The sequence below is a fragment of the Fulvitalea axinellae genome (genome assembly GCF_036492835.1).
GTDB lineage: Bacteria > Bacteroidota > Bacteroidia > Cytophagales > Cyclobacteriaceae > Fulvitalea > Fulvitalea axinellae.
On the sequence record NZ_AP025314.1, the window covers coordinates 4822612 to 4836126 of the forward strand.

Annotated in this window: 10 protein-coding genes; 4 read left to right on the forward strand and 6 right to left on the reverse strand. The window is 48.9% G+C overall.

Translation table 11 applies throughout. From position 1 onward, the window contains the following. Positions 1-32: 32 nt before the first annotated feature. The gene (locus tag AABK39_RS18850; protein WP_338392859.1) at positions 33-860 is read right to left on the reverse strand and encodes a hypothetical protein; all 828 of its coding nucleotides are present in this window, start codon (positions 858-860) and stop codon (positions 33-35) included. Between the two features lie 466 nt (positions 861-1326). After that, positions 1327-2901: a glycoside hydrolase family 10 protein gene (locus AABK39_RS18855; RefSeq protein WP_338392860.1), complete on the reverse strand. Its 1575-nt coding sequence runs from the start codon at positions 2899-2901 to the stop codon at positions 1327-1329. 422 nt (positions 2902-3323) lie between these two features. Between AABK39_RS18855 and AABK39_RS18860 the strand changes: the two genes are divergently transcribed. From AABK39_RS18860 to AABK39_RS18870, 3 genes are all read left to right on the forward strand, one after another. Beyond that, positions 3324-4184 carry an N-acetylglucosamine kinase gene (locus AABK39_RS18860; protein ID WP_338392861.1) on the forward strand — a complete coding sequence of 287 codons (861 nt, stop codon included), beginning with the start codon at positions 3324-3326 and terminating at the stop codon, positions 4182-4184. After that, positions 4171-4971, forward strand: coding sequence for an N-acetylmuramic acid 6-phosphate etherase (gene murQ, locus AABK39_RS18865; RefSeq protein ID WP_338392862.1), 801 nt, complete (start codon positions 4171-4173; stop codon positions 4969-4971). The genes AABK39_RS18860 and murQ overlap by 14 nt, the downstream gene beginning before the upstream one ends. Positions 4972-5168: 197 nt before the next feature. Continuing rightward, positions 5169-5498 (forward strand): hypothetical protein, encoded by a 330-nt coding sequence (locus AABK39_RS18870; protein WP_338392863.1) that lies wholly within the window; start codon positions 5169-5171, stop codon positions 5496-5498. Between the two features lie 16 nt (positions 5499-5514). On the opposite strand, the gene AABK39_RS18875 is transcribed toward AABK39_RS18870, so the two are convergent. The 3 genes from AABK39_RS18875 to AABK39_RS18885 form a co-directional block, all read right to left on the reverse strand. Then, on the reverse strand, positions 5515-6903 hold the full coding sequence (locus AABK39_RS18875; RefSeq protein ID WP_338392864.1) for a sulfatase: 1389 nt from the start codon (positions 6901-6903) through the stop codon (positions 5515-5517). A 204-nt stretch (positions 6904-7107) separates the two neighbouring features. Next, positions 7108-8406, reverse strand: a complete 1299-nt coding sequence (locus AABK39_RS18880) for a hypothetical protein (RefSeq protein WP_338392865.1) — start codon at positions 8404-8406, stop codon at positions 7108-7110. A gap of 131 nt (positions 8407-8537) precedes the next feature. Further along, positions 8538-10679: an alpha-amylase family protein gene (locus tag AABK39_RS18885; RefSeq protein WP_338392866.1), complete on the reverse strand. Its 2142-nt coding sequence runs from the start codon at positions 10677-10679 to the stop codon at positions 8538-8540. A 159-nt stretch (positions 10680-10838) separates the two neighbouring features. Here AABK39_RS18885 and AABK39_RS18890 point away from each other — a divergent pair, with 159 nt between their 5' ends. Continuing rightward, the gene (locus tag AABK39_RS18890; RefSeq protein ID WP_338392867.1) at positions 10839-12509 is read left to right on the forward strand and encodes a LamG-like jellyroll fold domain-containing protein; all 1671 of its coding nucleotides are present in this window, start codon (positions 10839-10841) and stop codon (positions 12507-12509) included. Here the strand turns inward: AABK39_RS18890 and AABK39_RS18895 are convergent. Further along, positions 12492-13475: a lipid A deacylase LpxR family protein gene (locus AABK39_RS18895; protein ID WP_338392868.1), complete on the reverse strand. Its 984-nt coding sequence runs from the start codon at positions 13473-13475 to the stop codon at positions 12492-12494. The genes AABK39_RS18890 and AABK39_RS18895 overlap by 18 nt on opposite strands. Positions 13476-13515 lie beyond the last annotated feature (40 nt).

The following is a 13515-nucleotide window of genomic DNA, read 5'->3' on the forward strand; positions in this document are numbered from 1 at the left end:
ATGAAAAAGAAGGCGCTAGCTAGCCTTCAAGCTTATTCAAAGTTCAGTTCCTGAAGATAATCCGGCGTGATCGTCTCCTTGGCGTCCGAAAGCGTAAAGCGTGAGTAGGCGTTCCAGATAGCGTTAAACAGCTCGGCATCGCCCGATCCCATCACGAAAAGCGTATCGGGACGGTACCACTCCATAAACGGTTCCGCTTTTTCTTTCGTAATTCCCAAAGTTGTCATCACCACCTCCAGGCTATATCTTTTCTCATAGGCCCTGTCTTCAGCATTCAGAGCCTCTTCAGCTTCCAACACTTTCATCAGCCTGCGGGCATTTTTAGCTTTTTTCGAAAAAAAGGAAAACGGCGACATCCCCGGAGTGTTTCCCCATCCCTCCATAGTGATTTGGGTAGCTTGCCGTCGGTTTTGCCATTCCCACAGTTGCTCCTGTTCACGGGCGTCGGCATTTGTCGCAAATTCCCATTTTTTCAATGAGTCCATCGCCTGATAATAGGCCTTGAGCATGGAGTGCCCTTTGAACTCTAAAGTGGGAAGCATGTAAACCTTTCTGTTCAACAGAATCGCTCCTTCGAACTTTTCGACCTCTCCCGCAAGGAAAAGTGTATCCTTAAAGTTAAGATGACTCACCCGAAGCGTATCACTATCACGGGCCGTGAATTTAAAAGCGCCGCTTTTGTCCGATACCGACCGCAACGTACCGGCTACGGTGACTACCGCTCCCACCACGGGTTTGGCTGTCGCAGAATCGGCAAGACGCAAATGGATATCAACATACTTTTGTTGCCCAAAAGACTCGTTCGGTGTGAATATCACCAAAGAAAAAAAGACCAAGCATGCGGTAAGTAGCTTTATCATATCCACGGTTTCCTTTCAAAGAAACGTTAAATCCGTTTACGAATAGACGTCCGTAAGCCAAAAAATGTTAAATGAATGGCTTTTCAAGCATTCTGGGCCGGTTTCCTTCCTCTAGGATTATGTTTTTGTTAGCTAAAAATTTCGTCAATCTTAATCCGTCAAAACAGTGTTTCACGCTCGGCCATTAAAGTTATCCACGGGATATGCACATCTAACCGGAAAGGTTTTCCACACTGTGGACAAGTACTGTGGATAATCAAGTGTTCCACGGTTAAAACACTGGTTAAGCCACTTTTTAGGATCTTGACATCCTCATAAACGAATTTTAAGCAGAATTTGCGCGAGCTTTTTTGTGGAACATCACAACAACCAAATCACTTTTCCACACTGTGGATAAACCCTGTGGATAACCAGGTTTCCGCAACAAAACCAAAACCTTACGTGGAACATTTCCGGAAAATGACAATTAAAGTGGCAAAAAGGCATTGAGGGTCTTAGTTTTCGACCGCCTCAACTTTACGCTGACACTTTGGCTAGTAGGACTTTCCCGGTGTTGCCTGCTTACGGCGCTGATGGCGTAGGTGTAAGTTTTCCCTTTCTTGGCACTTCGGTCCGTAAAAATCTGCGCTTCGCCCGATACCCGGCGTATTTTGGCCAAGATATTGGCTGGGTTATCCGGATCAAAAGGCGTATCTGACTCCGTACGGTAGATTACGTAGTAAACGCTGGGGTTTCCGGCGGGCTCTTTCCACTTCAGCCTAATTCCCTCAAAACGGTTGCCCTCGACGGAAACCACCTTCGGAGACTTGATCCGCTTCTCCTTTTTCCAAGGCATCACGGGAATGATCGCAGGATGGCGATATTTTTCACTTTTCAAATTTTCGGCTACGCCCAAAGGATTGTCCAAAAGGCTTCGGGAGCTGAAAAAAGCGTTGCCGCATACTTCCATATTCTGACGATTCAGGTCAATCTGCCTCATAATTTCGTCAGGTTTTCCCCAATTCCGGTCCACTTTCGTATCACCCACCTTATATAATGCCTGGCCGATGAACAATTGGCGTCCGTAACTGTGTTCGGCCCACCAATCGAGCAGTTTTGCGTAGTCGGCGGGGTTATAGCCGACGCTCCAATACAATTGCGGCGCCACGTAATCTATCATTCCTTTACGAAGCCAGAGCAGAACGTCGGCGAAAAGATGATCGTAATTCGTAACGCTGGCCCTTGAGTCCGAACCGTTCGGGTCTTGGCTCTTGTTTCTCCAAACCCCGAACGGACTGATTCCGAATTTGACATGTGGCCGTTCCGAACGGATCCGGTAGGAGAGGTTGCTTACAAAAGCCGTCACATTCGCCCTGCGCCAGTCCGGTTTCGGGATTCTGGCGTCCGTTTGCGCCAGATATTCGCGCTCGTCAGGAAAGTCTTGCCCACGGACCGGATAAGGATAGAAATAGTCGTCCATATGCACGGCGTCGATATCGTAATGGCGAACCGCTTCCATTACAGCCGACGTGACGAACGCCCGGGCTTCCGCCGAACCTGGATTGTAATAGTAGCGATTTCCGTATTTAACAAACCATTCCGGATGCAAACGCATCGGGTGCCTTGAGGAAAGCTTGGAAGTGTCGGACCCAGCCGTAGCTCTGAACGGATTGAACCAAGCATGGAATTCCATATTCCTACGGTGCGTTTCCTCCACCATAAAGCGCATCGGGTTATAAAACTGCCCCGGAGAACGATCTCCCTGTTTTCCCGTCAGGAATTCGGACCAAGGCTCGAAAGAGGACGGATAGAACGTATCGGACACTGGCCGTACCTGCACGATTACGGTATTGATATTCATCGCCGAGAGGCTGTCCAGTATTTCCAGAAATTCCTCCCTTTGCTTTTGGCCGTCAAGGCCGGGTTTGGAAGGCCAGTCGATATTAAAAGCCGAGGCGATCCAGGCGGCCCGGACTTCTCGTTTAGGATGCGGAGTTTGCGCTCCCGCACACAACGCGAGCGTAAGCAGGGCGGTCATCAGAAAAAATATGCGGGGCTTCATACGTGGACAATTTTGGGGTAATGGCCGGTATTTTGATTTTCCTATTGTCGCAATTTAATGAAAGCCGGAAATTTTTAATCTTTTGGTCGGATAAACGGTAAAGGAAAGGCATTGGCCTTGGCTGAAAAACACCTCGATCCGCTATTTATATTTATAATAGAATTCACCTTAAAAGTTTCTCATTGTCGATTAATGCGGTTAGTTTTATGTGACGCGCCGGTGCGGAAGAACGGCACTCGGACGGCCCTCCGGCGCTTTTTCCGGAACTTCCGGAAACTCATAATACGATAGCGGCTACAAAATGACAGGATTGGATACAATTCCGTACCCACTTGCAGACCAGACAATTCCAATATCGGAGTCCGCAGTGACCTGTACCGCGCTGTCGCTTAGTCATGGATTGTTAACGAACGGGAAGATTAATGAAGGTTATCGCTGATAGCGGCTCGTCCAAGACTTTATGGCGGGTATACGCCAACCAGCGCCTGTCCGCCGAAATCAAGACGCAGGGGCTAAACCCCGGAGGCATGGAGCTGAGGGATTTTGAGGAACGGATGACGGGGTTCGACTATTGGAGCGACTCTATTCAGGAAGTTTATTTTTACGGAGCTGGTTGCGTAGGCCAAGGAAAGGTTTTTATGGAAGAAGCCTTGGCCAAAAAATTCCCGAAAGCCCAAATTACGGTAGAAAACGACTTGCTGGGAGCGGCAAGGAGCCTGTACGGAAACGAACCGGGATACGTCGGTATTCTGGGAACGGGATCGAACGCCTGTTTTTACGACGGCGAAAACCTGATACGCCGGCGGGGCGGTCACGGCTATCTCCTCAGCGACGAGGGCGGAGGCTACTACCTCGGCCGTCAGCTGTTGGCCGATTATATGAACGGCCAGATTCCGGAAGACCTTAGGGAACTGTTGGAAAGGGCCTTTGGCCTGAATCCGCAAAACCTTGTGGCGAAAGTATACGGAGCTTTCCAGCCGAACCGTTACGTGGCGGGCTTCTCCCTTTTTGTGAAAGACAATATCGGCCATCCGTATCTCCAACGTTTGGTAGCTTACGGCTTCCGCGATTATTTCAAAACCACATTCGCCAACAAGAGCTTCTACGCCGGCGATTATCCCGTACGCTTTATCGGATCGGTAGCCGTGGCTTATGAGGATATTCTGCGCGAAGTGGCCGTGGATTTCGATATAGTGGTAAAAACCATAAACCGGGACCCGATGAGCGGTCTGGAGCTTTATCATAACTGTGTGAACCTAGAGACAAAGCATGAGCACGACTGAGGCTGATTCGCTGTATGACGGTCTGGAAAAAATGTCGACCGAGGCGATTCTGGAAGGGATAAACAACGAGGATAGGAAAGTGGCCGTGGCTGTGGGAAAATCCATCCCGAGTATAAGTCTTTTGGTAGACAAGATAACGGAAAGAATGAGCGCCGGAGGGCGTCTTTTTTATATAGGGGCGGGGACCAGCGGTCGCTTGGGCGTGGTTGACGCTTCTGAATGCCCACCCACGTTTGGCGTTCCGCACGAGCTGGTTGTCGGCGTTATCGCCGGAGGTGACGGAGCTATCCGCAAAGCGGTGGAATTCGCCGAAGACGACGAGGAACAAGCCTGGCGGGATTTGGAAGCGCAAGGAATATCCGAAAAGGACTGTTTGGTGGGCATCGCAGCTTCCGGGCGCACGCCTTATGTCTTGGGCGGATTGCGCATGGCCAGACAAAAAGGGCTTTTAACCGGATGCGTCGTTTGTAACGAAGGTTCCGTTGTCGCCAAAGCTTGCGAATATCCGGTGGAAGTTGTAGTAGGACCCGAGTTCGTAACCGGAAGTACCCGGATGAAAGCGGGAACGGCCCAGAAAATGACCCTCAATATGCTCACCACATCGGTGATGATCAAATTGGGAAAAGTCCGTGGCAACAAGATGGTGGACATGCAACTGAGCAACCATAAGTTGGTGGACCGGGCCGTGAAAATGGTAATGGCCGAGGCCTCGGTGAACGAGTCGGAAGCCAAACGACTTTTAGACAAGTATGGATCGGTAAGATCAGCTGTTGACAACAAGGAATAACTTTTAGAGCATTATACTTCAACATATAAAAGCCTCCGCAATAAAAGAATCTGACTTTACTGCGGAGGCTTTTTCTGTTAAAATTTTTCAGTTGATTTGCCCTAACCATTAACGGGCGTGATTGTTGGCATTTTCTTTGAATTCCAAAAGTGTCCTCCTATAGGAGGCAGGAGTATCAACCCCAACAACCAAACCCAATGTTAACGAATATCACCAACCAAAACACCAGAACAGCCGGCACGAAAAAGAAACTGCTGTCCATCGGATTAATTTTTATCCTGATTGGTGTGTTGAGTTCTAAACCCCTAGCTCAAATTAAAGTTAAGGAAGCCGGTCCGAGCAACGTTTCAAGTTTTGGCGCTCCCGTTACACCGCCTTCAGGGGAAGGCGGAGACGGAACACCCGAAGAAGAAGGTGGGCCTGAGGTACCTATTGGCAACAAAGCACACCTGCTCTTACTCTCGGGCGTAATCTTAGCGTGGCGTTTCCTTTTGAAGAAAGAAGAACAACGGCTTCAAACAGAATAAAGAACCGAACGAATGCCTACATTTTCACATAGTCGGGATTCGGCAAGGGCATATTCGCTTCGGAACGGCGTAACCAGCGCTTCAGCTTCTTTTTCATGGCTTCGGTTTTCTTCGGATATTTTGCCGCAAGATCAGTGGTTTCGGCCAAATCATCCTTTAGGTTAAAAAGCCTAATTTTTTCCGTTTCATAATTCCAGATCAACTTCCAATCACCTTCCCTCATGGCTCCACCCATCGAGTTGTCCGTTTCTTTTCTATGATGTGGAAAATGCCAAAAGATAGCCCTGTCCGTTTCTTCCGAATTCTTTACCAGCACTTTACGAATACTTTTTCCTTCCAAAAAGGAATACTTCCTTGATCCGATATCCGCGATATCCAGAATTGTAGGATAAAAATCCGGGCTTGTCACCAATGATCCATTTCTGGTATTCGGGGCCGTTTTACCAGGCCATTTCACAATCAAAGGCACTCTTACTCCACCTTCCCAAAGCGATCCTTTTGCGCCACGCAAAGGCTTGTTTGCACCCATGCCTCCGTTGTCGGAGTAAAAGATCACCAGGGTATTTTCTTCAAGTCCGCTCGCTTTTAGGGTTCGCAACACTTTCCCGACGTTCTGGTCCAACTTATCGATCATTGACAAATACCGATCGCCACCGTTCTTTTTTACCGTGGAATCCGGAGCCTGAAGCGGTGTGTGTATGGTGTACGTGGAAAGGTAAAGGAAAAACGGATTGTCCTTATTCTTTTTGATAAACTTACAAGCCTCGTCGCCAAGCCTGTCCGTAAGATATTCGCCGTCTGGGCCGTCTTTCAGAGTGGCGTTTCTGTAAGGTGAAAAATAGCTTTTCGGCTGGCCATATGCGCATCCGCCGATGTTGGTTCCGAAACCGTACCTGTCCGGGTGTAGGTTGGCGTCCACCACGCCCGCCTTTGTCTTTACGGAACCTTCGCCCGCCAAGTGCCATTTCCCGATAAAAGCGGTCTCGTATCCGTTGTCTGACAATGCCTGAGCCAAGGTTACAGAACCCTCGGGAAGCCTGTCAACGAATTCGGCTTCCATCAGTTTGTGTCCCTTGTTCATCCGCTTCAGGTATTTTTCCATCCCCATTCCTGGAATGTGGCAAGTCAAGCGCAAACTGGCCGGATATTTTCCAGTGAGCAAACTGGCGCGGGTCGGCGAACAAACAGGACAAGAGGCGTAAGCGTCCGTAAAGACCATACCTTCGGAAGCCAGCGCGTCGATATTCGGAGTGCGGAGTTTCGGATTTTGGCTCATGTAACCGACATCGTCGTAACCAAGATCGTCGGCGAGGATAAAGACGATATTCGGTTTACGTTTTTCTCCGGCGGAAAAAGCAGTGTTGGCCAAGAGCAAGGCCAGCAAAGACAGGATACTCTTTTTCATAAAAAAGCGAGTTTAGATTCTGCCCGAAAAATTCGAGAAAATCCGCCCCGACACACGGGGAATTTTGCTCAAGAGCCTGTTGAAATGTTGCCGTGGACGTTTTTCTACTGAGAAAAGACAAAAGTGCGGGGTGATTTTGCGAAAAATGGAAAAAGCCCCCTTCGCTTCTATCGTTTCGCTTTGAACTTATTCAAAAATCGAAATTTACAGATCCAGATTATTTCGTCTGTTTAACTGCCAAATCATCAGAAAAACATCTTCGGCGATTCTTGGCAATTCCTCAATATCTTCGGAAAACTGAAGCCGCCGCAACTCCAAAATCGGGGCGGGAGATTTATCAAAACCGATTTGGTCCATGGAGTTATCCCAACTCCCTATAGTATCGAGTTGCTCTTTTTGCTCTTCCGGGCCCGGATAGTGTCTTCTGGTCAGCAAATCCACTCCTTGCGTGATTTCTCGTATCCAAGTGGCCCTGTCAAGGCAGTCCAAATCCCGGACTTTGGCTTTTTGCTGGCCCCGCCGTATTCCTTTTGCAAAAACAGGGAGCGAAAAATCTAAAGGCCCTCCCGAATCCACCCCGAACTCGACCCTTTTAAATATTTCCAGAAAATGCAGGCCCGATGAAGCGGAAAAAAAAGAACGCTCCGAGGCGGACAAAAGCGCGTACATTCCGGCGAAATCGGTCCGGGCCATCACCGGAAAATAACTCTTGGGGTAGGACAGATAATTGATAACCGGACATTCCAAGTAATTGATAATATAGGCCACAAGCCCTCTCAGGGCGCTACTCGGAATCCAATTCTCGGGCAAACCCGGATAATCTTCCCCAAACTTTTCCAAAGCCATATTAGCCCTGGCCGGCGCCGATTTCATCGAGTCCATTTCCGCCCTAGCGGGTATCGTATTGACGCTTTGTATTCTGGTCAGCCGTTTGGCCGAAGGACCAACGGCGGGACGTGTTCCCGAACGCCGAAGAAGCTCCGGAATATTTTCCAGACGCACGCCGGCATTTGCTTGGGGGTGAAAATCAGGCGTCTTCACAGCGTCGAAGATAGTGCTCGGGCTACGCAAATCGCCGAAGTTCTCGATTTTGATGCCCGGCACTAGCATTTGCGGGTTCGCTTGGGCTTGGGAATGTAATAGCCTTACCAGTTCCTGAATTTTGGCGAAAGCCTTTTTCAGACGTTTATGCCCATCGGGCGTTTCGGGAAAAGGTTCGGTTACAAATTCGGGCACCGATTCAGTCGTCGGTCTGTCGGCTGTCAGGTTAAAATCGTCGGCTTCCAAGAGTAAATCCTTGGCGCTGTGCGGATCTCGGTAAAAATCATTGTGACGAAGCAGGCACTCCCCGTAAAAATGGGGGAGCGAAGGTTTCCAAGTCCGCCAGTTTTTCACTTCCACCTCAAAGCCTACGGCGCGTTGCACCACGCCCTTTCCGCTTTTCGAAGAGGAATTGTACGGGGATTTTCCCGCCAGTTTCCGGTTGTGGCTAAATGAAAACACAATCCTTCCAAAACCTACGCAGAGTCACTTTGGTTCCCGGGCCAAATGTAAGTTCCAAAAAGAAAGACGGCGCACCCGAAAGCACGCCGTCTGAATTAAGAGAGACTACGTTTAGCAGTATTGTCCGCCGATTATACCGGCTCTGACATACTCTTTATTTTGCTCCAGTCTTTTTTCTTATGACTGAAATTCAAGATTCTGATTTCTTTTGGCTGAAGCTCCAACGTAAACGACTCGCCCAATTTGTAGGCTTCTTTCAGGTCGCGGGTATCGCCCGAAATCGGCGACGAAAGCATATACGCCTTGTTTCCCTGCCTTACACCGTTCTTGCGGTTCAGCGTAAAGGTGTATTTCTTCACTTTGTCCGAAGGGTTGTGCAAGCTTACGAAGCCTTGTTCCGCATTCCATCCAGTGTATCCGTAAACGTCTTTGCCTTTAGGATTTCCGCCGTGCATTTTCACATATTTAAACGCCGGGAAAACATCGTATGACCAATGCAGGCCTTCGGCCAATACTGTCCAGTCCTGATCGCTGAGGTTTTGTGTCTTAAGATAAAGCTCCACAAAGCCGGTTCCGCGCGAAAGGTTCATGTACAGATAGCGACGGAAAGTGTCGGCGCTTTCTCCGGTTTTTGTCTTTTTAGGCTCGTGGTTGAACAGGGCACTCATCGGGAACTTAGCGTTCTCCCTTTCCCAGATATCATAATAAACGCCGTCACGGTAAACCAATTCGCCCGTACGGTCGCTTCCGCCGGCGGCGTCGCCTGCGTTGATCATCCAGACTACGTCAGTGTGCATCATCCACCATGGGCTGAGGTAGGCGCCGTTTGTGATGGCGTTGAACACGCGCGGATTGATCTCGTGCTGCTTTTGGAGGATTTCGATCAAACGCTCCGTTCCGGCCACCATGTAGTAGGTTTTCAGCTCGTCATATTTCGAATCGTTCAGTCTAGGGTCGTTGGCTTTCCAATCCGAAATGCCCAATTGCGGCATGGCTGGCGCTCCGCGTCCATTCAACTCAAAATCTCGGATATAAAGATGTCCGAAAGTACCGTCGAACTTGAAGTAGCTTACGCCTTGTTTAGTCAATTCCAAGATACGCTCTTCGAGCATTTTCATATATTTTGGCCCAGCCAAAGACATCGACAAGTTCAATGATTCGAAGCCTTGTTCGCCAAGTTTTTTAACCATTGGTCTGGCACCGAAGAAACAACCCGGACTCAACCACAAGCCGAGCTGTGAGTTCAGCGAATCCATCAGCTTATGCGAGTCTTTAAAGTCGGGTGAGAATTTCTCGTTGATCGACCATACTTTAGTGATCTTGTTTTTCTTCCAATCCGGCTTTCTGCTTCGCGAACCTTGCCAGCCGTCGTCAATCACATAAGCGCTCAACGGCTTGCAGTTACGCTTCGTCACCAATTCGTGGTGTACTTTGTCGGCGCTCTTCTTGAAGTTGTCCTTGCTCACGCCACCGCCGAAGTCGAACCAAGAGTTGTACTGCACCTGCAAGCGCAACGGACGGATACGGATACCGTCGATATATTCGTAAAAGCAATCGTCGATAAAATCACGGTCGTCGGCTACGCCCACAATGGCTTTGTAAGTGCTGTACGTTTTGCCGGGCTCAAGCTCGCGTCCCCACAGATAGCCCAAAGACATTTTCTGCTCGTTGACGGTATTGGTGGCCGCCGGGAATTCCACGCCCCAAAACGTAGCCGACTCCAAAGTGTAGAGCGGTTGGCCCAAATTCGGGCGCCAGCCCAAACCGTCCTTGCTTTTCGAGGTCATCTCGTTACGCTTATAAGGCTGGAAAGCGTCTTCCAAAGCGATAGATTCCACATCGATCCGCTCAAGCGTGACGGGCTTGCTCGCCTCGATATCCAGATGCTTTCTCATTACCTTATCCCCTTCGTCAAGCTCGTAACGTACGGTGACTTTCAGGCCGTGTTCCTTATTTTCCAACTTCACGGCCAGCTTGTTGTCAGACTGGTCAGCCGATACAAAAGCGAAATCCTTGGCCGTAAGAATAAAGTCCGTTCCCGTTTTGTCCGTTCCCTGCGACAGTCTCAACGCGAACTCGTCGCTCGCGCTGGGCTCCAGCTTCGCGTTTCCGTTCAGCTTGTTCACCAAACCCGTAGTGGCCAACACACCGTCCTTTACGGTAATGGTACGACTCAAAAAATCGTTCTCCAGCTTATAGCTCGCGTTCCCTCCGCATGACATCATACACAAGGGGAGGAGGAGCGCCCCTATGGCCATCAAAAACTTTCTCATCTCAAAAAACTTAATGAACACCTAATTTCACCAGAGCCTGAAGCCCTTAGCCTTACCCAAAGGTGCGGTCCTTGCTCCGGAAAGCGGTTCACATATCATTTTTTCGATGTTCTCATATGCACAACTCATTGATTATGGGTATCTTAGAATCACGTTTCGATGAGAATTTCAGTCAAAAATATCGTTTTCGCTCTGATGGCAATCCTGCTCTCTCTTGGCTTTTCGGCCAAAGGGCAACGGGTAAAACCCGTCTACGCCAACGATACGACTCTGGTTTTCAACGGAAACGAACGGCTTCGCCTAGGCTCGTTCGAGGCCGGCAACAATGACGATTTCAGCCTTTCGCTCTGGATAAAACCCGAGGAGCTGGACGGCAAATTCTCTCCCATTATCGGATTCGACTCCGCTTATTATCTGCAGATAAATCCGAAAAGGGGGCTCCACCTGAACCTGTTTCTGAAAGGCGACCTTTTCGCCGACAGCGCCTTTGTGGCCCAAGGCGCTTGGCAACATGTGGCCCTTACCAAAAAAGGGCGGACTTTTTCGCTTTACAAAGACGGCGAACTTGACCTCCGCTATCTTTTCAAGCATAAAGAGCTAAAGGCAAACCCAGAAAAACTGCTGGTTGGGAGCAATTGCTATGACCAATACTTTACGGGAGCTATACGAACAGTGAATTACTTTGACGAAGCTCTGGATCACCAATCTGTCAAAGAACTTTTCCGCCGACAATCACCCGCTTTGGACCTTTCCGAAGGGCTTATTTTCTCTTCGTCCTTAAGCCGTCCGTCTTTTCTAAAACGCCTCTTCGCCGAGAGCAAACTCGATTTCCAAAACGTTTCCTGGACTTCCGACAGCGTCAAAGATGAATCCGCCTTGTTTGACGGCAAAAGCGCTTTCGCGCAAGGTCCGCTTTTGCATATCGATCATCAATTTACCGTCAGCGCTTGGTTCAAACCGCTAGTTACGGGCAGTTACGGTGGTTTGATCGGCTTGGAGAATATTTTCTCCCTAAAACAAAACAGCCGGAATATCTATTTGACTTTACCCAAAACCAAAGATCTCTCGGTTAAGGAGGCGCAGTTTCGCACAAACGAGTGGCAACACATCGCCATCAGTTTTGAATCGAACAAAAAGGCGGAGTTTTATATTGACGGAAAACACGTCGGTACACATGACTTGAAAGGCATGACCGTGATTCCGGGCGAAGCGAAAATCACTTTCGGTAAAAACCTTTGGAAAGAATACTTCCAAGGACATATCTCTGACGTGGCTATCTGGAACCGTATTTTGTCGGAATCCGAAATCCGGAAGGTTCACATGGAGGGCATACCCGAATTACATACGAAAACCAAATGGAAAGCGCTACCCATAATCTTGCTCTCGCTTCTGCTATTGGGGATTGTTGTTTTTATTTTTTCAAAAAAGAAAAACCAAGCGGAAAATACACAAAGCGAAATCAATCAGGAAAACGAGGATCCAAAGGAAAGAATCCAGCGACAGGCCTTGGCCCTGATTAGGGAGCATATCGAAAAGGAACTTGATAATCCGGATCTGAAAGTGGCGTCATTGGCCCGAGGTGTCGGGATGAGCAAAAGCAAGATGTTCAATATCATTAAAGAACAGACGGGGATGGCTTCCAGCGCTTATTTGCGGTCGGTAAGGTTGGAGAAAGCGGCCGAAATGCTTCTCCATACCGATGCCCAAGTAGGGGATATTATGGACAGAACGGGCTTCAGTTCCAGGTCTTATTTTTCAAAATGCTTTCAAGAACGCTATCAATGCAAACCCTCGGCGTACAGAAAAGCTAACCTAGAGGTCCCAAGATAAGGTAAATGCGTTCCAACGGTGCAGGTTTCCCTGTTTAAAGGTGGCGCTTCTAAAAAAGTACGAATACCGCAACCCCAATCTGGCATAATGGACTTCGATACCGAAATCGTCTTCCGCCAAAAAGTGGCTAAGATCATAATTAGCGATACCTCTTTGGGGTTTTTCATTTAGTATAATTCCGCCCTGAAGCGTAGCGTCATAAATCACAAAACGCCCGAAAATCCGGATAAAAGCAAACAGCCTCCATTTTCCCGGCATATCGTCGTCACCGTCAAGAAACGAATCGTACCAGCCTATCCGGGCAAACACGCCAGCCTCCACATAATCGAAAAGGCTCCCCATGGCGCCTTGGCCACGGAGCCACAATTCGGCGTTCGGGTGTTTCACGAAATTCCATGCGTAGGACAGAAAAGCGTTCACCACTATATCATTCGGTATCTGTTTGTCCCAGCCCAAAGGCGTGGAAGTGGTAGGCAGAAGCTCGTGTATTCCCGTCTGTACAACCTCACCCAGAGCCCATTCGCCCATTACCCCAACGTACCATTCCGTAGCCCAAACCGTACGTTTCTCCTTGTTACGCGTAGTCCGCTTATGCGAAAGGGCCAAGAAGGCGGCGTATGGACGGTCTGACGGATGCTGAATCGTATCTGTAGTGCTGGAAGGCGTAAAAATATCCTGTATAAGGCCCAAATCGTAACTGGCGGCACCTTCGAAGCCTGGATGTATCTCTTTGAGAAACCCCTTTCCGAAGCTTGGCGACCTGCTCCCGATTTTCAGCCCGTTCGTATAGTATTGGTCCGTTTTGTTAAAGAGATCGTTCGAAAAAACCAGATAGATGGAACGAGCGGTATCCACATCGTTTATTCTCTCTTCCTCTGATTGAGCAAAAGAGACACCCGCAGAGGCGAGCAACAATGCGGATAAGCAAACGGCAAACAGGCTATATGGGAGACGAGTTCTTTCCAATGCGAGAAACTTTCCCTGCAAAGCGCCATCATTGTGCCAA